18 protein-coding genes and 1 tRNA gene are annotated in these 20867 nt (G+C 70.2%); 10 read left to right on the plus strand and 9 right to left on the minus strand.

All coding sequences use genetic code 11. The annotated features are described in order from the left end of the window. The first annotated feature begins 150 nt into the window (after positions 1-150). The 4 genes from QT196_RS16630 (at position 151) to QT196_RS16645 (ending at position 4641) form a co-directional block, all read left to right on the plus strand. Positions 151-2616 carry an AAA family ATPase gene (locus tag QT196_RS16630; protein ID WP_290355163.1) on the plus strand — a complete coding sequence of 822 codons (2466 nt, stop codon included), beginning with the start codon at positions 151-153 and terminating at the stop codon, positions 2614-2616. Continuing rightward, positions 2616-2993, plus strand: a complete 378-nt coding sequence (locus QT196_RS16635; RefSeq protein WP_290355164.1) for a hypothetical protein — start codon at positions 2616-2618, stop codon at positions 2991-2993. The genes QT196_RS16630 and QT196_RS16635 overlap by 1 nt, the downstream gene beginning before the upstream one ends. Before the next feature lie 648 nt (positions 2994-3641). Then, positions 3642-3773, plus strand: a complete 132-nt coding sequence (locus QT196_RS16640) for a hypothetical protein (protein ID WP_290355165.1) — start codon at positions 3642-3644, stop codon at positions 3771-3773. Between the two features lie 331 nt (positions 3774-4104). Further along, positions 4105-4641 (plus strand): hypothetical protein, encoded by a 537-nt coding sequence (locus QT196_RS16645; protein ID WP_290355166.1) that lies wholly within the window; start codon positions 4105-4107, stop codon positions 4639-4641. Between the two features lie 223 nt (positions 4642-4864). Here QT196_RS16645 and QT196_RS16650 read toward each other — a convergent pair whose 3' ends face one another. Beyond that, complete coding sequence (locus QT196_RS16650) at positions 4865-5245, minus strand: helix-turn-helix transcriptional regulator (RefSeq protein ID WP_285506083.1); 381 nt, start codon at positions 5243-5245, stop codon at positions 4865-4867. 30 nt (positions 5246-5275) lie between these two features. On the opposite strand from QT196_RS16650, the gene QT196_RS16655 reads away from it, so the two are divergent. Both QT196_RS16655 and QT196_RS16660 read left to right on the plus strand, forming a co-directional pair. Further along, positions 5276-6187, plus strand: a complete 912-nt coding sequence (locus QT196_RS16655) for a hypothetical protein (protein WP_290355167.1) — start codon at positions 5276-5278, stop codon at positions 6185-6187. Between the two features lie 83 nt (positions 6188-6270). Then, entirely contained in the window at positions 6271-7947 is a 1677-nt protein-coding gene (locus QT196_RS16660; protein ID WP_290355168.1) for a hypothetical protein, read from the plus strand. A 258-nt stretch (positions 7948-8205) separates the two neighbouring features. On the opposite strand, the gene QT196_RS16665 is transcribed toward QT196_RS16660, so the two are convergent. From QT196_RS16665 to galU, 7 genes are all read right to left on the minus strand, one after another. Then, positions 8206-8278: transfer RNA gene (locus QT196_RS16665), tRNA-Ala, on the minus strand. A 75-nt stretch (positions 8279-8353) separates the two neighbouring features. Continuing rightward, entirely contained in the window at positions 8354-9388 is a 1035-nt protein-coding gene (locus tag QT196_RS16670) for a hypothetical protein (RefSeq protein WP_290355169.1), read from the minus strand. A 151-nt stretch (positions 9389-9539) separates the two neighbouring features. Further along, the gene (locus QT196_RS16675; protein WP_168479684.1) at positions 9540-10154 is read right to left on the minus strand and encodes a GNAT family protein; all 615 of its coding nucleotides are present in this window, start codon (positions 10152-10154) and stop codon (positions 9540-9542) included. Between the two features lie 14 nt (positions 10155-10168). Continuing rightward, on the minus strand, positions 10169-10672 hold the full coding sequence (locus tag QT196_RS16680; RefSeq protein WP_168479686.1) for a MogA/MoaB family molybdenum cofactor biosynthesis protein: 504 nt from the start codon (positions 10670-10672) through the stop codon (positions 10169-10171). Then, entirely contained in the window at positions 10669-11151 is a 483-nt protein-coding gene (moaC, locus tag QT196_RS16685) for a cyclic pyranopterin monophosphate synthase MoaC (protein ID WP_168479688.1), read from the minus strand. Before moaC ends, QT196_RS16680 begins: the two co-directional genes overlap by 4 nt. A 60-nt stretch (positions 11152-11211) precedes the next feature. Beyond that, complete coding sequence (gene glp, locus QT196_RS16690; protein ID WP_248001176.1) at positions 11212-12552, minus strand: gephyrin-like molybdotransferase Glp; 1341 nt, start codon at positions 12550-12552, stop codon at positions 11212-11214. Positions 12553-12556: 4 nt separating this feature from the next. Then, positions 12557-13459 (minus strand): UTP--glucose-1-phosphate uridylyltransferase GalU, encoded by a 903-nt coding sequence (gene galU / locus QT196_RS16695; protein ID WP_168479692.1) that lies wholly within the window; start codon positions 13457-13459, stop codon positions 12557-12559. An 87-nt stretch (positions 13460-13546) separates the two neighbouring features. Between galU and QT196_RS16700 the strand changes: the two genes are divergently transcribed. Then, positions 13547-14179 carry a 5-formyltetrahydrofolate cyclo-ligase gene (locus tag QT196_RS16700; RefSeq protein WP_168479694.1) on the plus strand — a complete coding sequence of 211 codons (633 nt, stop codon included), beginning with the start codon at positions 13547-13549 and terminating at the stop codon, positions 14177-14179. A gap of 172 nt (positions 14180-14351) precedes the next feature. Here QT196_RS16700 and QT196_RS16705 read toward each other — a convergent pair whose 3' ends face one another. After that, positions 14352-17075, minus strand: coding sequence for a penicillin acylase family protein (locus QT196_RS16705; protein ID WP_266738922.1), 2724 nt, complete (start codon positions 17073-17075; stop codon positions 14352-14354). A gap of 182 nt (positions 17076-17257) precedes the next feature. Here QT196_RS16705 and QT196_RS16710 point away from each other — a divergent pair, with 182 nt between their 5' ends. The 3 genes from QT196_RS16710 (at position 17258) to QT196_RS16720 (ending at position 20845) form a co-directional block, all read left to right on the plus strand. After that, a complete protein-coding gene (locus tag QT196_RS16710; RefSeq protein WP_290356671.1) occupies positions 17258-18778 on the plus strand; it encodes a potassium/proton antiporter in 1521 nt (506 codons plus the stop codon). A 314-nt stretch (positions 18779-19092) separates the two neighbouring features. Next, entirely contained in the window at positions 19093-20394 is a 1302-nt protein-coding gene (locus QT196_RS16715) for an MFS transporter (protein WP_290355170.1), read from the plus strand. Positions 20395-20506: 112 nt separating this feature from the next. Further along, a complete protein-coding gene (locus QT196_RS16720; RefSeq protein WP_290355171.1) occupies positions 20507-20845 on the plus strand; it encodes an FmdB family zinc ribbon protein in 339 nt (112 codons plus the stop codon). Positions 20846-20867 lie beyond the last annotated feature (22 nt).

The raw sequence follows: 20867 nt of genomic DNA on the forward strand, positions 1-20867 counted from the left end.
GCCCTGTCGCCGTACCGCGCCACGCATCCGATCTCTCCCGATCGCTTCTCACCGCCCCACCCGACGCGAACGCCGGGGGCAACCTCACCGACCGCGTGCCGGTGTCCGCCCCATCCTCCGAACCAGCATCCCGCCCCCAGGAGACAGCACATGACTGTGACGGAACAGCCCCAGCGGAACGCGGACGACCCCACCGACCCTGCTCAGCCGTCCCCCGCCGACCAGCCCGTGCCCGTGGCCGGTCTGGTGGAAGCCCGCCTGGCAGAGGCGGCACTCACCGAGCCCGTGAAGGCGCTCCTGAAGGAGGCACTGGGCGAGAGCGAGACTCGCGGGACCTCCCCGATCGGCCGGATCTACCTCGAGTCCGTCGCCGTCGCCCGGTTCCGCGGCATCGGACCGCGCGCCTTGCTCAAGCTCAGCCCCCGGCCCGGCGTGAACCTGGTCGTCGGCCGCAACGGCTCCGGCAAGTCCAGCATCGCCGAGAGCATCGAGACGGCCTTCACCGGCGTGAACATGCGGTGGCAGGGGCAGCACGCGATGCGCAGCAGCAACTGGCGCAACCTCCATGACACCGACGGCAGGCCGGAGATCGAGGTCAAGCTCGCCATCGAGGGCGACACCGGCCGCAGCACCCTTACCCGCACCTGGGAGGGCGACGCCTTCGACGACTCCCAGGCCGAGCTCAAGCGGCCCGGACACGGGCGCGCACACCTGGACCAGGTGGACTGGAAGCAGGCCCTGCGGGACTTCCGACCCTTCCTGTCGTACGTCGATCTCGACCGCATGATCAGTGGCAAGCCCTCCGAGATGTACGACGCCATCGCCACCATCCTCGGCCTGGGGCAGCTCAGCGCCGCCGACGGCCGGCTCCGTCAGGAGGCGAAGGCGCTCGAAGACGCGGAGAAGGCGGCGAAGGCGGAGCTGCCGGGCCTCAAGGAGGCCCTGTACGAGCTGGAGGACGACGACCGCGCGGTCCAGGCACTCGTCGCCGTCGACACGGCGGGAACCCCCGACTTCTCGACCATTGAAGCCCTGGTCGCCGGTGTGCCCGCCGACACGGACGATGGCCTGCTCGCCGGGCTGCGCGCCGAGGCCGACGTACAGGGACCCGAGATGCCGCAGGTCCGCACGGCCGTGGACCGCCTGCGCAAGGCTCTCGCCGACGTCGAGGACCTGCGCGGCACCGGCGCCGAGGACGCTCTGCAGCGTGCAGAACTTATCGAACGGGCTGTGGCGCACAACGACCGTCACCCCGACGCGGCCTACTGCCCCGTGTGCGGGACCGCCGGGATGCTGGACGCGGCATGGGCCGCGGAGGCCATAGCCCAGATCGCCGCACTGCGACAGGAGGCAGAGGCAGCCGCGGGCGCGCGCAGCGAACTCCGGTCGGCCACACAGGCCGTGCAGGACCTCGTTCACACGCCCCGGCGGATCCCCGTCGCCCTCACCGACCCGTGGTGCGCCTGGACCGCCTGCCGGACGATCAGTGATCCCGGCGAGCTCGCCCGGCGCACCCACGAGGCCGCCGCGCCCCTGGCCGATGCCTGCGCCGCGGTCAAGGAGAACGCCATCAGGGAGCTGGAGAAGCGGGACGAACGCTGGCGCAGGCTCGTCACCCGCCTGGCGGGCTGGGCGGAGGGGGCCCGTGCCGTGGCGGCGAACAAGCCTCGGCTGCGGGACATCCGGAAGGCGAGCACCTGGATCAAGGCGCTGGCCGCCGGGTTGCGGGAACAGCGCATGGAAGGCTTCGCCGACCAGTCGCAGCGGATCTGGGAGCGGCTCCGCCAGGAGAGCAACATTGATCTCAAGGCCGTGAGTCTGAAGGGCAGCGAGAAGGCCACTGTCCGCAAGCTCGTCATGGACGTCTCCGTCGACGGCCAGGAGGCCTCGGCGCTCAGCGTCATGAGCCAGGGCGAGCAGCACTCCCTCGCGCTGTCCCTGTTTCTGCCCAGGGCCGCCACCGCCGACAGTCCGTTCGGCTTCATCGTCATCGACGACCCCGTGCAGTCCATGGACCCCGCCAAGGTCAACGGACTCGCCCAAGTCCTGCACGAGCTCGGCGAGCATCGGCAGGTCGTCGTGTTCACCCACGACACCCGGCTCCAGCGAGCGTTCACCAGCCAGGATCTGCCCGTGACGGTGTTCGAGGTCGAGCGGGCCAAATCGTCCAAGGTGAAGGTCAAGCCGGTGACCGACCCGGTACGGCAGGCGCTCGACGACGCGCGGGCCATCGCCAGTACCAGTGACCTGCCGACGGCGGCACGGACCCACGTGCTGCCCAGCCTGTGCCGTATCGCTCTGGAGAACGCCTTCCTCGAGGCCGCCTGGATCCGGCACCACCGCGCCGGCGCACCCGAGCACGCACTGCAGGCGGCCGTCGGCGAAGCCGACAAGCTCCTGAAGGTCGCGGCGCTGGCCCTGTTCGGCGACGCCGGGCGGACCGGCGATGTCTACCGGGAACTGCGCACCCTTTGCGGGCCACGTGCGGTGGAACTCCTCAAGCAGTGCCAGAGCGGTGCCCACGCCGCCGGGACTCAGATCATCGCCCCCCACCGATTCGTCGACGACATCGAGACCATGGCGCAGAAGGTGCGCAAGCCGGAGGTGACCGCGTGATGAGCACTCCCACTGCCTCTGTCGAGGAGTTCCTCCTGACCGCTGACCGGTTGCTTGTCGCCGGCCTGGGTGCCACGGCCGCCGGCTGCCACCGCGGAGCCTCGCTCGCTCTTCGAACCGCCCTGGAGATTTCCGTCGACCTCGCGGTCGACGCCGCGGTGCCGGGGCTCGCCGACACCACGATGCGGGCCAAGATGCTGTGCCTCCGCTGCTACACCGCAGCGGAGACCGCCCGCCGCACCAACGCCGTCTGGTCACACCTCTGCCTGGGGTGCCACTACCACCAATACGAGATCGGACCCACACAGGACCAGGTCCGCATCTGGCAAGCGGAGGTCGGCGAGTTGGTCGGAGCGTTGGCTACCCACACGCCTTGATGGTTTTTCACCGGAGCCGAGCGGCTCACCGTCGCAGCGTCCATGGGCGCCGCATGGGGAGGGATGTTCATGGGCGCTACCGCACACGACGAGATCACCGCTGCCGGGCTGAACGCGACGGAACCCGCCGACGCCTGCTAGACCACACGGCAAAGCGGTAGGGAGGTCAGCGGAGAGCGATCGCGAAGGCGCATTCGCGTCCGCCCGAAGCAGGGACTGGTGACCGACCTACTCCTTCGGCAGCACCCTCCGCCATCCAGCCCAGCCGAGCTGGCTATTCATATAGCCACCACTGATGGTAATTCCATGCATCTCCCCGGCCCCCGCTTCCATCGCACAGTGACTCTCGTCGTGATCGATGGACAAGAACGCGTAGCCCTCTTTCCACTCTCTGATTCCGTCCACAAGCCCTGGACCTTGCCCCGTGCCCCGGTCCGGCTGGTCGAGTCCTATGCCGAGGCCGCCCTGAGGCTGGGAACACGTTGCTTCCGTGGCACGGCCATCCGATGGGGCCCAGTTGTTGGACGAAGATGGGCCACCGTTCCCTCGAGCAGCGCGCCACGGGCGCGGATGGAGGAGCATGTGTTCCTCGCTCGCGCCAGGGCTCCCTTGGCCTCCAACTCGATCCATGGACGAGGACGGCCTGGGATGGCTGTCGTGTGGGCAGCACGAGAAATGCTCTCGTCACTCCTGCAGGAGCCCCACCTCGACAGCACGGCGACCCTGATCGACGGCTACCTCGACGGCTGGCTGCCCGATGGTCCAATCACCCTCGATTGAGCTGCATGTTGGCGTTCATCTCACACAAGCCCCCATCCGCACAGCAGGGCCAGTCCACCAGGCGCAACCCCGGAACCAAGAGATCCGTGCGCCCCTGCCCCTACGGGGGACGCAGGGAACGACGAGCGCCCCGAAGAGCATCACCACTGTGGTTACGCAAGCTCCCCTTCGACGCAATGGTTTGCGCGTCCCCCTCTCTTGCGAAGGTGAGATCGCGCAAGGGGCCGCGCGATGGCACACGGTGGCTTTAGAGTGACGCTTGCACGCAAGCTTGCGGGCGAGCCTGCGCACAACAACGGTTGCGCATAGGGAGTTTGATGGGAGGTCGGCAATGAGCGAGATGCTCTTCCATCGTCTCGACGCGGAGGAACACGCTGCTCGGGAGTTGGTTGCCCGGCTGCGCGCTGAGATCGCCGAGACCGAGGAGCGGCTGGCGGCACTTGCAATCACGCGGCGTACTGCAGCGCAACTTCTCGAAGAGGTTCCCGCCCAGAAGCCGACTGCGAGTGGGGGATCAGCCGAAAGCAACAGGGTGGGTCATGCTCAGTCCTCCACGGATGGCGCTGCAGAAGCCGCTGAGTCGGACTCCGACAGGCAGCCGGTTCCTCAGCAGCAGCGCAGGACGGACGGGCGGCAGGCCTCGAAGCCCTCTGACCAGCTGACCGAGCTGAACCGGAAGGTGGTAACTCTGGTGGCCTCGGCGGATCGGCCGATGAGCCCCAAGGACGTCGTCATCCCCCTCGTCGACAAGGGTGCGCCTCGTGCAGACATCGAGCGGATGCGTCACCGGCTCAACCGCCTGGTGGACAAGGGATACCTGAAGCAGGTCGGACGGGGGCTGTACACCGGGGCGGAGGTGGATCGATAAGCAGCAGTGCCTAGCAGCACGTCCGATGCCGTGAAGGATCAGCACGGCGCTGGACGGTGATTTGGTGGTGCCGCCAAGGGATCAGTCTCGGCGGCACCGAGCATGTGAGTCCGGTTAGGGGCTTCTGCATGCCGTTTTTGAGGGTAGCCCACCGTCGGGCCACCTGTGGCGTGCTGAGCCCAATCCGTCCTGCCCGTACACATGACGTGCGGGTTCCGGAGGTTCAGCAATGCATCGATCCCGGATCGTTGACACCCGGGTAGAGACCCACGCCGAGCCCGTCCTCCAGACGGCTCAACGTCGCCACGTCAGGCCAGCTACTGCCGGCGAGGAGATTCGCGACCGCCTGGCGGTTGACGCCGCTGAGAGCGGCGACGCGTCGCAGCCCCAGACCCTGAAGGGTCATTTGCCTGGTCAGGGCTTGTGCGACCGCCTGCACCACCCTGGCCTGGGGCTGATCAACGAACGTCGCCTCGGGCCAGTTCTCCGGGTCCCGAGCCAGCTCCCGCGGCGGCCTACTACGTCCTCGCCCTCCGGTCATGCGCATGCGCTCCTGACTGTCGAAGTGCACACTCACGAAACAGGTGGCCAGTTGTGTAGCCACTTTTCGTGGTGTGTTCCTTTGGAGACGGCTATGAGCGGCGCGATCCTCGGCTACCAGCCGTTGGAAAAGCCATCCGAGTGGCCCTTGGTCGCCGATGGCGTTCGCATGGTGGCAGCCGCGACCTGCGATTCCGTCCCATATCCAGTGCCGAAAGTGATGCTGGCGCTCTCCGGTCTGGCTGTGTACGCCGAGCGCGTCGGCATTGCCCGCGACCCGCTGGCCTGGCTGGCGCCGGAGGTGATGACGCGTTACCTGCTCGCACGGACGAAACTCGAAGGCAGTTCCGTCCAGACGTACCGGAGCATCCTCCTGCGCATCCGCGAGGCTTTGCTGTGGTTGGAGTACGGCCAGCAGCCCACGCCCCGAATGAGCGCCAAGCGCCAGCGCGCCGCCCCGTACACCCCGCCGGAACTCGCCCGCTACCTGATGTGGACCCGCACACTGCCCCCTACGTCCACCCTCGGCGGCAGCGCCCTGGCCCTGCTGGCCCTCGGCGCCGGCTGCGGACTGGCACGTAGCGAGGTACTGGCCACCCGCGGCACCGACATCACCGTGCTGCCGTCGGAGGCGGTGGTCGTCGCAGTACCAGGCAGCGACCGGCTGGTGGTCTGCCGAGCGATGTGGGAGGAGGCCCTCGCCGCAAGGGCGTGTGCCGCAGGTGACGGATACCTGTTCCTGCCCCAACGCCAGGTCGCCGACCCGAAGAACGGTGTGTCCAACTGGGCCAAGCGGACGCTGAAGGGTGCATCGGGGCTTCCCGAACTGAAGCTGGCCCGGCTGCGCAGCACCTGGATCGTTGAGCTCCTGCGTCAACGTGTCCCAGAAGATGTCATCGCCAGGGCGGCGGGCATGAAGTCGACCGCCGCCCTGGCCCCCTACCGGGCTTCGGTCCCCCCGCTCACCACCGCGGCCACCGCCCGCATGCTGCGCGGCTCGGCATGAGAACTCCCGCCGATGACCCCCGCTATCAACCTGGCAACGGCCGCCCCCGCCGCCCGTACCCGCGCTCACACGAGCCGTCCGAGATGGCCGACAGCAAGGTCATGAAGCTTCGGCGCACGCTCCATCAGAGCGGCGTCGTTGAAATGATCGAGGCCCAGTTTGCCGGGCTGCCAGGCCCGCCCGGCTACCCCGTCCGTCTGGTGCTGCTCGGTTTGGTCTGTGCAAGCTACGAAAGGACCAGCAGCAACCTCGACGACGCCTTCGAGATCATGACGTTCGGCACCAGCGAGCGGCTGCGCGCCCACCTCGCCATTCCGACCTGCGACATCGAGGACCAGGACGCGGTCAACGCGCTTTACAACCGCTTCCACCGCGCCTGGACCCGCATGAACCGGTTGCTGGACGCTGCACCGCACCAGCGCCGCAGTCGGCTGCCCAGGGCGGCAGGTCGCAAAGTGGCCTCTCAGTGGAACGGTGAACACGGACAGCCTGCGCTCCGCCGTCTGGAAGAGCTCGCCAACCGGCTGGTCACCGCCCCGGCCCGCATCGCCTTCGCGAAAGGTCTGATGCGTCACTGGCGCGGCGACACTGCGATCGACACCACCTGCGTGCCAACTTGGGCCCGTCCCCACACACGCAAGCGCTCGGCTCTGGAGGCGAGCGCCAACTGGCATTACAAGGGGGGCGGCGACCGGGAGTTCGGCTACAGCGCCACGCTCGCCATCGCGGCCCACGCCGACCCGGACCGAGCCGGCCGCTACCCCCAGCTGATCCTCGGCATGGTGCTGCACACGCCCGAGAAGGACATGGGCCGCCACGCCCACTACGTCAGCGCTGTGCTGGCGCAACTCACCGAGCTCCGTGGCTTCACGGCGGCCGACCGCGCTTACACCAAGCTCCTCCCCGAGAACTTCCACCGACCGATGCGCGCCCTCGGCTACATGCCCGTGCTCGACTTCACTGAGCCCCAGGTCACCTCCGCCAAGGCGGAAGGCCATCACCAGGGCGCGATCACGAAAGTCGGCCGGCTCTTCTGCCCCCTCACCCCACGCCGTTTGCTCGACCTGTACTCGCAGATCCGCAGCGCCAAGAACGAGCGTGAACGCATCTCGCTCCGAGAGCGGCTGCAGGAGATCGAGGCGTACGCGCTCACCCGTAAGGACACGCTCGACGATCGCGGCACCGAGCGGTTCGCCTGCCCCATCACCAAGCTCAACTGCCCTTGGGCGCAGGAGCGTGAGGGTCGCGGCACACCGCCGAAGACGGGGCCCGTACCGGTCGTCATCAACCTCGATGCCCGTAGGGAGCGCACCGCGCACCCCGCCAGTCGGCCCACCGTGGAGCCGCCGACCATTCCGCTCGGCGAGCGCCCCAAATGTTGCCGCCAGTCCTCCGTCACCGTGCAAGCGCACGTCATGCCCCGCACGCGTCAGGAGCTGCCTTGGCAGACGCCCTCCTGGGCCCTGGCCTACCAGACGTTGCGTGCTCACATCGAAGGTGGCAACGGGCGGCTGAAGTCCGTCGACTCCGCCCTGCACGCCCGCGAGAGACGTCAGCCCCGTGGCCGTGTCGCCCAAGCCCTCCTGTCCGCCATCACCGTCATGGTCCACAACATCAAGGAACTCGAGCAGTACCTGGCTGCGAGCAAGCAGAGCGCGATCACCGGCCTCGACCTCGGGCCGAACGATGCCCTTCTGCCCTACCCGACCATCAGTTTGACGGTCCCTCCCCGCTCCCAGGCGCTGAGCCGTAGCCCCTGAACGGGCACGTTCCGGGTAATTGAAGATCGACACGTCGCGAGACCGCAGGAGCCTGCCTCCACGCCTGCGGTCCCCGCGGCATGTCCGCATCCCGACCCCCGGTCCGTTCCGACGCGGGCCGCCGCGCTTCCCGGCGGCCCGGCAGGCTGACTTTCACACAATCAGGAGCTCAAACGCCGAGATCCCGGTCAGACGGTGACCGTCTGACCGGGATCTCGTGAACAGTTCGCGGGCTAACCCGCGAACGGCCCTGCTGTGTGGACCTGAGGGGATTCGAACCCCTGACCCCCTCGTTGCGAACGAGGTGCGCTACCAGCTGCGCCACAGGCCCTTGCGACGAATGAAACTCTAGCATCTCGATCGCGGTGCTCGGAAATCGCTTCCGGTGCTGGTCAGCGGAGGGCCGTCACTCGTTCGCCGCGCGCGGGCGGTCCTCGTCCTCGTACTGGTCGAAGAGGGGGGTGCGGCCGCGGGCGCGGCGGCCGGGGTGGGTGGGGCGGTCCGCCTGGGGGTCGTGGTGGGGGCGGTCGGCGGCGGCGCTGGAGCGGGCGGAGCTCCAGGCGTCGTCGGCGTCCAGGTCGACGTGGCTGGTGGCGCGCGGGGCGACCGGGGCGGTGACGTAGGTGGGGAGGGGGACCGGGACCGGCTCCCAGCTGCCGGGGGCGGGGCGCTCGCGTTCGCGCTGCTGGTCGACCCACTCGGCGTGGTCGGTCTCCTCCACCAGGGCGCGGCGGCCCGCGGTGTGGGCGGGGGTCGCGGCGCGCGGCGGTTCCGGGGCGGCCTCGGCCGGGATGTCAGGGCCGGTCTCGGCCGGGTGCTCGTCGGCGGGCGGCTGGTCGGCCGCCTGGGGAGGGCGGCGCCGGCCCTCCCGCAGTCGCTGGGCCGCGGCCTCCGCCTTGCGCCGGTCCATGGTGAAGGTGAAGCGCCGCCGCTCCTGGGCGCGCAGATAAATGATGTACGCGGTCAGGAGGAGGGCGGGGAGGGCGGGGGCCCAGAGGAAGGGGAGGCCGCCGACCGCGGCGACGATGGCGCCGACGGTGAAGGCGAGGAACAGGATGGTGATGGAGCGGCGGCGGCGGGCGAGGACCTCGGCGCGCTTGGTCCGCTCGGCGGCGGAGGGGCGCGGAGGGGCGGCCTGCACCCGGGTGTGGCCGGCCTCGGCGGGCTCCGCGGCGGGGTCGCCAAAGGCCCGGGCGGCGGCCTCGTCGGCCGGAGCGTCCGGGTCCGCTTCGTCGCCCGCATCGTCGGCGGAGTGCTCCCCTTGCCGCTTGTCGTAGCGGCGCTGCATCGCCGCGCGTCCGGACAGCAGCCGGATGGCGGTGCTGAAGCGCTCGGTCGGACGGGCCTCGTTGAGCTCGTCCTGCCTACGGAGCCACATCGGCACCAAATAGGCAGCCCAGGCCCCGACGATGACTGCGTAGATGAGGCCGCTGCTTCTCACGACTCACACGGTAGAGGGGTTTGCACGGGGCCATCCGCCAATTGGGCCGGTGTGTCGCACGATCTGGCTGATATCTCGAACTTTTTTGTGATCGTAGAGATCAGGTCCTCCGCCGATCCGGTCAATCGGCGAATGCATTCGAACATTTATTTTATTTGTGGGGTGCGCCGGGCGTCCGGGGTTTCCCCCGCCGCCAGCGGTTGAGCATGCCTTCGGGCACCTCTTCCGCGGTGAGGACGAAGACCACGTGGTCGCGCCAGGCGCCGTCGATGTGCAGGTAGCGCGGGCGGATGCCCTCTTCGCGGAAACCGAGCTTTTCGACCACCCGGCGGCTGGGGGTGTTCTCCGGGCGAATGCAGATCTCGATGCGGTGCAGGCCCACGGCCCGGAAGCAGTGGTCGACGGCGAGCGCCACGGCCGTCGGGATGACACCGCGGCCGGCGACTTCCTGGTCGACCCAATAGCCGATATGGGCGGAGCACATGGAGCCCCAGGTGATTCCCGCGACCGTCAGCTGGCCGACGAGCCGGCCGCGGTATTCGACGACGAACGGCAGCATCCGGCCGGCGTGCGCCTCGCCGCGGAGATGACGGACCATCTGACGGAACGTGGGGCGGTGCGGCGGCGCGAGGCCCGGCGGGGGCGGCGGGATGGTGGCTTCCCAGGGGCGCAGCCAGTCGCGGTTACGGCGGTTGACCTCACGCCATTCCCGTTGGTCGCGCACCCTTATCGGGCGGAGGGTGACCTCACCGTCCGTCAGGACCACCGGCCAGGGCGCGTTCAGCTCGGGCTCCCGGAGGGTCTGGGGTGGTCGCCGCCGCGGATCTGGTCGACGGCGTGCGGCAGCAGGCCGGTGAGGACGGCGAGGCCGTCGCGGACGCCGCCGGAGGAGCCGGGGAGGTTGACGATCAGGGTCGTCCCGGCGACGCCCGCCAGGCCGCGGGAGAGCGCCGCGGTGGGGACCTTCGCCCGGCCGGCGGCGCGGATCGCCTCGGGGATCCCGGGGACCTCGTAGTCCAGGACCCGGCGGGTGGCCTCGGGGGTGCGGTCGGTGGGTGACAGGCCGGTACCGCCGGTGGTGAGGATGACGGCGTAGTGGGCGGCGGAGACGGCGCCGCGCAGGGCGGCCTCCACCGGCTCGCCGTCGGGCACCACCTGCGGGCCGTCGACCTCGAAGCCCATGGCCGCCAGGCCCTCGGCGAGCAGCGGGCCGCTCTTGTCGGGGTACAAACCGGCAGCGGCGCGGTTGGAGGCGGTGACGACGAGGGCGCGGGCGGGTGTCATGACCGGCTCCAGTCGCCGGACTTGCCGCCGGTCTTCTCCTCCACGCGGATGTCGGAGATCACCGCGGCCTTGTCGACGGCCTTGACCATGTCGACGACGGTGAGGGCGGCGACGGAGACCGCGGTCAGCGCCTCCATTTCGACGCCGGTGCGGTCGGTGGTCTTGACCGTGGCGGTGATCTCGACGGCGTCGTCGGTGACGGAGAGGTCGACCTTGACGCCGGAGACGGCCAGCGGATGGCAGAGCGGGATCAGGTCGGGGGTGTGCTTGGCGCCCATGATGCCGGCGATCCGGGCGGTGGCGAGGGCGTCGCCCTTGGGCATGCCCTCGCCCCGCAGCAGCTCGATGACCTGCGATGACACCAGGACGCGGCCGCGGGCGCGGGCGGTGCGGGCGGTGACGTCCTTCCCGGAGACGTCGACCATCCGCGCCGCTCCCGCCGCGTCGAGATGGGTGAGGTGTTGCTGGCCGCTGCTCATCGTTCTCCCGGTACCAAACTGCCGCCTGTGGGACGACACCGTACCCCCGGCGGCAGCGGGCTATCCGAGCAGGACGACCTCCACGTCCGTGCCCGCGGGGACCTCGGTGGTGTCCTCGGGGACGATGATCAGCGCGTTGGCGTGCGCCATGGCTTTGATCAGGTGGGAGCCGGCGCCGCCGACGGGGGTGACCGTGCCGGCCTCGGCGTCGTAGGAGCCGCGCAGGAACTGGCGCTTCCCCTTGGGCGAGGAGGCGACGGCCTCGGTGCACCGGGCGGGAGTGGTGGAGCGGTGGACCTCGGACAGGCCCATGAGGGCGCGGATGGCCGGGCGGACGAACAGCTCGAAGGAGACATACGAGCTGACGGGGTTGCCGGGCAGGGCGAGCAGCGGGATGCGGTCGGGGCCGATGAGGCCGAAGCCCTGGGGCTTGCCGGGCTGCATGGCGAGCCTGCGGAACTCGACCGTGCCGCCCGCGAGGGACGAGCCGTCGTCCTCCGTGGAGGACAGGGCGACCAGGGTCTCCTTGACGACGTCATACGCGCCGACGCTGACACCGCCGCTGGTGACAAGGATGTCGGCCCGGATGAGCTGGTCCTCCAGGGTGGACCGGAGGGTCTCGGCGTCGTCGGCGACGGCGCCGACGCGGTAGGCGATGGCACCGGCCGCGCGGGCGGCGGCGGTGAGCTGGAAGCTGTTGGAGTCGTGGATCTGGCCGGGGCCCAACGCCTCGCCGGGCTGGACCAGTTCACTGCCGGTCGACAGCACCACGACGCGGGGGCGGGGGCGGACCCGGACCGTGCCGCGGCCGATGGCGGCGAGCAGGCCGATCTGGGAGGGGCCGAGGACCGTGCCCGCCGCGAGCGCCAACTCGCCTTCGGTGACATCGCTGCCACGGGCACGGATATGGGCGCCGGCGGCGGCCGGGCGGTGGACGCGGACCTCGCCGCCGGCGTCCTCGGGGGCGGCGCTGTGGGCGCGCATCGTGGCGGCCGGCCCCTGGCCCGTGCCGCCGTCGGTCCACTCGACGGGGACGACGGCCTCGGCGCCGGGCGGTACCGGGGCGCCGGTCATGATGCGGGCGGCCTGGCCGGGCCCGATCGCGGGCAGTTCGCCGCTGCCCGCCGCGACATCGCCGATGACCGTGAGGGCGGCCGGGGCGCTCTCCGTGGCGTCCGCGACATCGGCGGCCCGGACCGCGTAGCCGTCCATCGAGCTGTTGTCGAAGGGCGGCAGGGCGACCGGGACCGTGACGTCCTCGACCAGTACGCAGCCCTGGGCGTCGAGGAGTTGCAGCTCGATCGGGTCGAGCGGAGCGATCTTCGACAGTACGTCGTCGAGATGCTCGGCCACCGACCAGACGCGGTCCTGGTGGCTGGTCCGGCCGGTGGCGTTGTTCAACGTCTTACATCTCCTCGGTGACGTAACTGCGAAGCCAGGTCCGGAAGTCCGGGCCCAGGTCCTCACGTTCGCATGCCAGTCGGACAATGGCACGCAGATAGTCGCCGCGGTCGCCGGTGTCATAGCGGCGGCCCTTGAAGATCACGCCGTGCACCGGACCGCCGAGGGCGGGGTCGGCGGCCAGCGCCTGGAGGGCGTCGGTGAGCTGGATCTCGCCGCCGCGGCCCGGGGCGGTCTTGCGCAGCACCTCGAAGACGGCCGGGTCGAGGACGTAGCGGCCGATGATGGCGAGGTTGCTGGGGGCGTCGGCCGGGTCGGGCTTCTCGACCAGGTCGGAGACGACCACGACATCGTCGTCGCCGGTGGGGGCGGCGGCCGCGCAGCCGTAGAGGTGGATCTGCGCCGGGTCGACCTCCATGAGGGCGATGACGGAGCCGCCGTGCTGCTCCTGTATCTCGACCATGCGCTGGAGCAGCGGGTCGCGGGGGTCGATCAGGTCGTCGCCCAGGAGGACCGCGAAGGGCTGGTCGCCGACGTGGGGTGCGGCACACAGCACCGCGTGGCCCAGACCCCGGGGGTCGCCCTGGCGTACGTAGTGCATGGTCGCCAGGTCGCTGGATTCCTGCACCTTGGCGAGGCGGGACTCGTCGCCCTTGCGGTGCAGGGCCTCTTCGAGTTCGTAATTGCGGTCGAAGTGGTCTTCGAGCGGGCGCTTGTTGCGGCCGGTCACCATCAGGACGTCGGAGAGCCCGGCGGCGGCGGCCTCCTCCACCACGTACTGGATGGCGGGCTTGTCGACTACCGGGAGCATCTCCTTGGGTGTGGCCTTTGTGGCGGGGAGAAACCTGGTGCCGAGGCCGGCTGCGGGGATGACAGCCTTGCTGATCCGTGTGTGCGATGGAGTCATGCGCGACACCATAACCGGCCCTATCGGCACGATGATGAGGGTCTGGTGAATAGAGCATGAGAGCGGGAGCAAGGGCGCACAGTGAGCATGGATCACGATAGGAAGCGCGGGTTGCGGCGGGATCTCCTGCAGGTGAGGAGAGCGTTGCCGCCGGATGTCGTCGCGGCGACGGGCGAGGCGCTGGCCACGCGTGCCCTGGAGCTGGACGAGCTGGTCTGGCCGGTCACGCCGCGGCCCGAGGCGCTGCCGACCGTCGCCGCGTATGTCTCGATGGGCGGCGAGCCCTCCACCCGCCCGCTGCTCGACCTGCTGCGGGCGGCCGGGGTGCAGGTGCTGCTGCCCGTGCTGCTGCCGGACAACGACTTGGACTGGGCGCTCTACGAGGGCGCCGAGGGGCTCGTACGGGCGGGCCGCGGGCTGCTGGAGCCGGACGGGCAGCGGCTGGGCCCGGAGGCCGTCACGGAGGCGGACGTGGTGCTGCTGCCGGGGCTCGCGGTGGACCGCAGCGGGCTGCGGCTGGGGCGCGGCGGCGGCTCCTACGACCGGGTGCTGGCGCGGCTGGAGCGGGCCGGGGCGCGGGCGTCGCTGGTGGTGCTGCTGTACGACGCGGAGGTGCTGGCGGAGGTGCCGGGCGAGCCGCACGACCGGCATGTGCATGCCGCGGTGACCCCGTCGGGGGTGCACCGGTTCACGGAGCCGGGAGAGTCTGCGGAGGACTGAGGCGGGCGGTATACGGGCGGGCGAGCGGCGCGGCAGGGCACCCGCCGTATACGGGCGGGCCGGGCCGCGCGGCCCGGGGGCAGGAGCCGGAAAGCCGTCGGGCGGACCGGATTCCTCCGGCCCGCCCGACGGCTCGGCGATCGGCTGGCGGCGGTGTGCCCGCCGCCCGCCCCTACGGGGACAGCGTCAGCGTGTCCTTGCCCGCGTCCTTCACGGCCTTCTCGCTGTACGCCCAGGGCAGCAGATCGCCCTTGGCCCACTTGTCGGTCTGGTCGTAGTAGTGCGCGTCGTAGGCGTGCCCGGAGGCGCCGGTGAGGTTGATCCAGCGGGACTTGTCGAGGTCGGCGAGGTTGACGACCATCCGCATCGACGGGACCCAGGTGACCTGGTAGCCGCCGGCGGCGTTCCAGCCGGTGGCGTCGACCGCGGCCTCACCGCCGCCGAGGTTCCAGGGTCCGCGGTTGAACAGGCCCTGGAGCATGCCGGGTCCGTCGGTGCCCAGGGTCTGGTTCGTCAGGAACATCTGGTGCAGCCGTCCCCAGCTCCAGTTGTCGATGTTCTTGCCCAGCTTGGAGGTGAGCTCGTAGCGCGCGTCCTTCATGGCGTGTGCCAGGAGCTGGTCGCGGTTCTTGTCACCGGGGCGGTTGGGCCGGTCCTCGGTCTTCCACCAGGCGTTGCCCGGGTCGTCGAGGATGCCGCGGACAACCTCGTACCAGCGGTCGCCGCCGTCGGGCTGGGCGGTGTCCCCGGCCCGTTCGCCGCATTCGCGGATGTACTTGTCGTTCTCGTCGGCGGGGCCGGTCTCGTCGGCCGGGCGGACGGTGAGGCACTGCCCGTCGGGGCGCACCTCCTTGGGCATCTTGTTGCCGAAGGCGAGCTTGAGGGTGTTGCGCCAGACGGCGTTGAAGTAGGCGGCCGCGGCGGAGTCGGGCTCCTGGGTGAAGTCCCAGCCCTCCAGCAGCTGCTGGGCGTCGCGGACGTACTTGTCCTTGATGTCGATCTTCGTCAGGTAGGGCGTCAGCAGCCGGGCGATCTCGCTGCTGTTGTCCTTCTGGAAGGCCTGCATGTCGTCGGTGGAGACCTTGCCGCCGTCCTTGATCTTCGACTCGATCAGGTCGTTGATCCGCTGGCTGCGGGAGCCGTAGCCCCAGTCCTTGGTGAGGAGGTAGGGGTACTTCTCGTCGGTGACGGCCTGGTTGGCGGTGACGATGTAGCCGCGCCTGGGGTTGTACTCGTACGGCAGGGACTTCTGCGGGACGTAGCCGGTCCACTGGTACTTCGGGTTCCAGCCGGGCGCCGGGTAGGTGCCGTCGAACTGGCCCTCCCCCTTGCCGCGGACCGGGATCCGGCCGGGGGCCTGGTAGCCGATGTTGCCCTTGGTGTCGGCGTAGACCAGGTTCTGGGACGGGACCTCGAAGTGGGCTGCGGCCTTGCGGAATTCGTTCCAGTCCTTGGCGCGGTTCATCTCGAAGACGGCGTCCATGGACTTGCCGGGGTCCAGCGCGGTCCAGCGCAGCGATACGGCGTAGCCGTCACCGCGGTCCGGGGCGGCGTTGCCGACGGGGGCGTCCTTGCCGACGTTGGCCAGTTCGCCGTCGCGGTCGGAGACCAGCGGCCCGTTCCTGGTGGACCGCACGGTGATCTCGCGGCTCTCACCGCCGGCGACCTTGATGGTCTCCTTGCGGGTTATGAAGGGCTGCTGCTTGTTGTCGTAGAAGTACCCGTCGGCGTTGACCTTCTCCAGATACAGGTCGGTGACGTCGGCGCCGAGGTTGGTCATGCCCCAGGAGATGTCCTGGTTGTGGCCGATGACGACGCCGGGCATCCCGGAGAAGGTGAAGCCGGAGGCGTCGTAGTTGCACTTGGCGCTCGTGGTGCGGCAGTGCAGGCCCATCTGGTACCAGAGCGACGGCATCTGGGGGGCCAGGTGCGGGTCGTTGGCGAGCAGCGGCTTGCCGGTGGTCGTGTGGGCGCCGGAGACGACCCAGGAGTTGGAGCCGATGCCGTTGCCGTTGGGACCGAGCAGAGCCGGGACCTCGTCCATCGTCTTGGACAGCGAGGACAGCTGCGACTGGAGGCCGGCGGTGACCCCGCCGGGGTTCGCCGGGGCGGCGTTCGCCGAAGCGCCGGGCGTGAACCGCTTGGAGGCGGGGTCGACCGCGCCGCCCTCGACGATCGGCTTGTTCCGCTTGTACGGGTATGCCGGGTAGAGCTGGGCGATCTGCGCGGGGGTGAAGCGGCTGGTCATCAGCGACCGGTCGATCTCCTCCTTCATGTTGCCGCGCAGGTCCCAGGCCATCGCCTTGAGCCAGGCCACCGAGTCGACCGGGGTCCACTTCTCGGGCTTGTAGTCGTTCTCGAAGTCCAGCGCCGCGTACTCCAGGGAGACCGCCGAACCCTCGTGGTCCTTGAGGTAGGCGTTGACGCCCGCGGAGTAGGACTGGAGGTACTTCTTGGTGCTGGGCGACAGCTTGGTGTCGTACTCCTTCTGCGCCACCTCGCGCCAGCCGAGGGTGCGCAGGAACGAGTCGGTCTTGACCTGGCTCTTGCCGAACATCTCCGAGAGCCGGCCGGCGGTCATGTGCCGCCGGACATCCATCTCCCAGAAGCGGTCCTGGGCCTGGACGTACCCCTGGGCGCGGAAGAGGTCTTCGTCGGTGTCGGCGTAGATCTGCGGAATGCCGTGGGCATCGCGGGTGACGTCCACCGGGTTGGTCAGTCCCGGGAGTTTGAGTGAGCCCGTGGTCTGCGGGAACGACGCGCGGACGGTACTGACACCCCAGAACGCGCCGAAGCCGATGCCCGCCACGAGCAGCAGCACGACCGTAATCGCGACGAGGCGGCCGCGCCGCCCCTTCTTCTTCCTGGGGACTGGGCCGGACTTGTTGGCGGGCATCTCTGTCCTTCGAGGGGCAGGGTGGGAGTGCTGGAGCAACCATAGGCGCACGGGTTCAAAGACCCCTACGCGGAGTCACCGCCAGCACAGCCAACATTCAAGTAATGGTAAATTGTTAGCCTCAGTAACTAGATACGGTAAGGAAAGCCGCCCCCGGAACCCGTGCGAGGAAGGATCAGCTCCTGTCTGTCGACCACCTCAATGAACTCCTGCTGATCTGCTCGCTCGTACTGCTCATCGCGGTCGCCGCGGTACGGCTCTCCTCGCGCAGCGGGCTCCCCAGCCTGCTCATCTACCTGGGGATAGGCGTCGCCATAGGGCAGGACGGGCCCGGTGGCGTCATCTTCGACAACGCCGAGCTGACCCAACTCCTGGGCTATACCGCGCTGGTCGTGATCCTCGCCGAGGGCGGCCTGGGCACCAAGTGGAAAGAGATCAAACCGGCGCTGCCCCGGGCGGCAGCGCTCTCGACGGTCGGCGTCGCGGTGAGCGTGGGGGTCACCGCGGCCGGAGCGCACTATCTGGCCGGGCTCGACTGGCGCCAGGCGCTGCTGATCGGCGCCGTGGTCTCCTCCACGGACGCCGCGGCCGTCTTCTCCGTGCTGCGCAGTGTGCCGCTGCCGGCCCGCCTGACCGGCGTACTGGAAGCCGAATCCGGCTTCAACGACGCCCCCGTGGTCATCCTCGTCGTCGCCTTCTCCGCCGCGGGACCGGTCGAGCACTGGTACACCCTGCTCGGTGAGATCGCCCTGGAGCTGGCGATCGGCGCCGCCATCGGACTGGCCATCGGCTGGCTCGGCGCGTACGCCATGCGGCATGTGGCGCTGCCCGCGTCCGGTCTGTACCCGATCGCCGTCATGGCCATCGCGGTCTCCGCCTACGCGGCCGGCGCCCTGGCGCACGGCTCCGGCTTCCTCGCCGTCTACCTGGCCGCGGTGATCCTCGGCAACGCCAAACTGCCGCACGCCCCGGCCACCCGCGGCTTCGCCGAGGGCCTCGGCTGGCTCGGCCAGATCGGCATGTTCGTCCTGCTGGGACTGCTGGTGACCCCGCACAACCTGCTCGACGACATCGTCCCGGCGCTGGTGATCGGCATGATCCTCACGCTGGTGGCCCGGCCGACGTCCGTGTTCGTGGCGCTGCTGCCGTTCCGGGTGCCGTGGCGGGAGAAGACCCTCCTGTCGTGGGCCGGGCTGCGCGGTGCGGTGCCGATCGTGCTGGCCACCATCCCGATGGTGAGCGATGTGCCCGGCAGCGAACGGGTCTTCAACATCGTCTTCGTGCTGGTCGTGGTCTACACCCTCATCCAGGGGCCGACCCTGCCCTGGCTGGCCCGACGCCTGCGGCTGGGCGACGGCGAGGAGGCCGCCGACCTGGGCATCGAATCGGCGCCCCTGGAGCGGCTGCGCGGCCATCTGCTGTCCACGTCCATCGGCCCGGCGTCCCGTATGCACGGCGTCGAGGTCGGCGAGCTCCGGATGCCCGCGGGCGCCGCGGTCACCCTCATCGTCCGGGACGGCTCCAGCTTCGTGCCGTCGCCCTCCACGGTGCTGCGGCGCGGCGACGAGCTGCTGGTGGTCGCCACCGATCCGGTCCGGGACGCGGCCGAGCGGCGGCTCCAGGCGGTCTCCCAGGGCGGCAAGCTGGCCGGCTGGCTGGGCACCGGCGGCCCCACGGGACGGTCACACCACCGCCACCGCTAGGGCGTGTCCGCCCCCTGGACGGGAATGTGCTGCATCTCTCCACGGATCCCAAGGGATTCCGCGTGAAGCCCTGACTTATCCCAGGGCTTCACGCCCCGCGGCCTGTAGTATGAAGAGGCACATCGACGAACCAACTCTGCCTGATGCAGAGCTGGCGCGACCGCTCGGCGGCCGCGGTCCCCCTGCCTTACGCAGCCACCTCTCCGGTGCGGACCACGCGGTATCACTCGGTCCTGCGCGAGAGGACAGCTCTCGGCGCGTTCCCGTGACGACCTCGCGGGTGGCGCGCTACCAGGCGGCAGAAAGGCCCGGCCGTGGCATCCGCGGTCAAGGACTCCCGTTCCGGATACGGACCACTGCTCCGCACCCCTGGTGCATGGACATTCCTGCTGCCCGGCTTTCTGGCCCGGCAGCCCTTCGCCATGCTGACGATCGGCATCGTGCTGCTCGTCCAGTCCACCACCGGCTCGTACGGCACCGCGGGCGCGGTGTCCGCCACGACCGGTGTCGCGATGGCCCTGTTCGCCCCGCAGAGCGGCAAGCTCGCCGACCGCTTCGGGCAGCGCGCGGTGCTGATCCCCGGCGTCCTGGCGCATGTCGCCGGCGTCGTGGCGCTGATCATCCTCGCCCTGGCCCACGCCCCCCTGTGGGCGCTGCTCGCGGTGGCGGTCCCCACGGGCGCCTCGACGCCGCAGGTCGGCCCGATGGTGCGGGCCCGCTGGGCCGCCCGGCTCGGCGGCAGTCCGCTGATGCCGACGGCCGCCGCCTTCGAGTCGGTGACGGACGAGTTCACCTTCGTGGTCGGCCCGGTGCTGGCGACCGCGCTGTGCACGGGCGTCCACCCGGCGGCCGGGCTGGTCGCCGAGGCCGTACTGACCCTGGCCGGCGGGCTGCTGTTCGCCGCGCAGCGGCGCAGCCAGCCGGCGGTGCACCGGCCGCAGGCCGGTGACCGGCCGCGGGTCTCGGCCCTGTCGGTGCCCGGCGTACGCGTCCTGATCGTGGCGTTCCTCGGCATCGGCGCCGTCTTCGGCGGGATGCAGGTCTCGCTGACGGCCTTCACCGAGCACATCGGGCAGCCCGGCATCAACGGCGTGCTCTACGGGATCTTCGCAGGCGGCAACATGCTCGCCGGTATCGCCTGCGGCGCGATCGCCTGGAAGGTCGGCCCGCGGCGCCGGCTGCTGGTCGCTTACGGGCTGCTGGCGCTGGCCACCACCCCGCTGTGGACGGTCACCGCGGTGCCGCTGCTGGGCGCCGTCGGCCTGGTCGTCGGCCTGTGCATCGCCCCGGCCCTGATCACCGGCTACACCCTCGTGGAGTCGCTGGTGCCGGCCGCCGCCCGCACCGAGGCCTTCACCTGGCTGACCGGCGCGGTCGCGCTGGGCCAGGCCGCCGCGGCCACCTCGTCCGGCCAACTGGCGGACCGCTTCGGCCCGAGTATGGGTTTCCTGGTGCCGCTGGCAGGTACGGCGCTGGCCCTGACGGTGCTGCTGGCGCTCCGCGCCCACCTGCTGCCGCGCTCCTCGACCGTGGCCGCCGGCGCCCCGGCGGACGGCGCCGAGGCCCCGGTTACGGCCGTTTCCGAGGACCGCGAACGGGAGCTGGCGCGCGCCTGACCCGGCGTGGAGTCGGTCACCGTCCGCCGGTCACGGTGGACTGGCGGGCGGGAATACTGCAATATGGAGCGTCGTTAGCACTCATCGAGTGAGAGTGCCAGGAGGAAGACAAGTGCCGACCTACCAGTACCAGTGCACCGAGTGCGGCGAGGGCCTCGAGGCGGTGCAGAAGTTCACCGACGACGCGCTCACGGAGTGCCCGGCCTGCGACGGACGCCTCAAGAAGGTGTTCTCCGCGGTCGGCATCGTCTTCAAGGGCTCCGGCTTCTACCGCAACGACAGCCGCGGCTCGTCGTCCAGCAGCAGCCCCGCCAAGAGCGCCTCCACGTCGGGCACGACGTCCTCCTCGGACTCGTCGAGCTCCTCGTCCGGCAGCTCCGACAGCAAGTCCTCCGCCCCGGCCGCCGCTTCGTCCACCGGCAGCAGCTCGGGCACCAGCTCCGCCGCCTGACTCCGCACGTGCCCGGACCCCG

The sequence above is a fragment of the Streptomyces sp. P9-2B-2 genome (genome assembly GCF_030406865.1).
In the GTDB taxonomy this organism is placed as follows: Bacteria; Actinomycetota; Actinomycetes; order Streptomycetales; family Streptomycetaceae; genus Streptomyces; species Streptomyces platensis.

What these genes read in the sequence shown, in the direction of transcription:
- QT196_RS16680 (WP_168479686.1), bottom strand. Translation starts at nt 10,672, where the DNA reads ATGACACCCGCCCGCGCCCTCGTCGTCACCGCCTCCAACCGCGCCGCT.
- QT196_RS16645 (WP_290355166.1), top strand. Translation starts at nt 4,105, where the DNA reads ATGAGCGAGATGCTCTTCCATCGTCTCGACGCGGAGGAACACGCTGCT.
- QT196_RS16635 (WP_290355164.1), top strand. Translation starts at nt 2,616, where the DNA reads ATGAGCACTCCCACTGCCTCTGTCGAGGAGTTCCTCCTGACCGCTGAC.
- moaC (WP_168479688.1), bottom strand. Translation starts at nt 11,151, where the DNA reads ATGAGCAGCGGCCAGCAACACCTCACCCATCTCGACGCGGCGGGAGCG.
- QT196_RS16630 (WP_290355163.1), top strand. Translation starts at nt 151, where the DNA reads ATGACTGTGACGGAACAGCCCCAGCGGAACGCGGACGACCCCACCGAC.
- QT196_RS16640 (WP_290355165.1), top strand. Translation starts at nt 3,642, where the DNA reads ATGGCTGTCGTGTGGGCAGCACGAGAAATGCTCTCGTCACTCCTGCAG.
- galU (WP_168479692.1), bottom strand. Translation starts at nt 13,459, where the DNA reads ATGACTCCATCGCACACACGGATCAGCAAGGCTGTCATCCCCGCAGCC.
- QT196_RS16660 (WP_290355168.1), top strand. Translation starts at nt 6,271, where the DNA reads ATGGCCGACAGCAAGGTCATGAAGCTTCGGCGCACGCTCCATCAGAGC.
- QT196_RS16655 (WP_290355167.1), top strand. Translation starts at nt 5,276, where the DNA reads ATGAGCGGCGCGATCCTCGGCTACCAGCCGTTGGAAAAGCCATCCGAG.
- QT196_RS16705 (WP_266738922.1), bottom strand. Translation starts at nt 17,075, where the DNA reads ATGCCCGCCAACAAGTCCGGCCCAGTCCCCAGGAAGAAGAAGGGGCGG.
- QT196_RS16700 (WP_168479694.1), top strand. Translation starts at nt 13,547, where the DNA reads ATGGATCACGATAGGAAGCGCGGGTTGCGGCGGGATCTCCTGCAGGTG.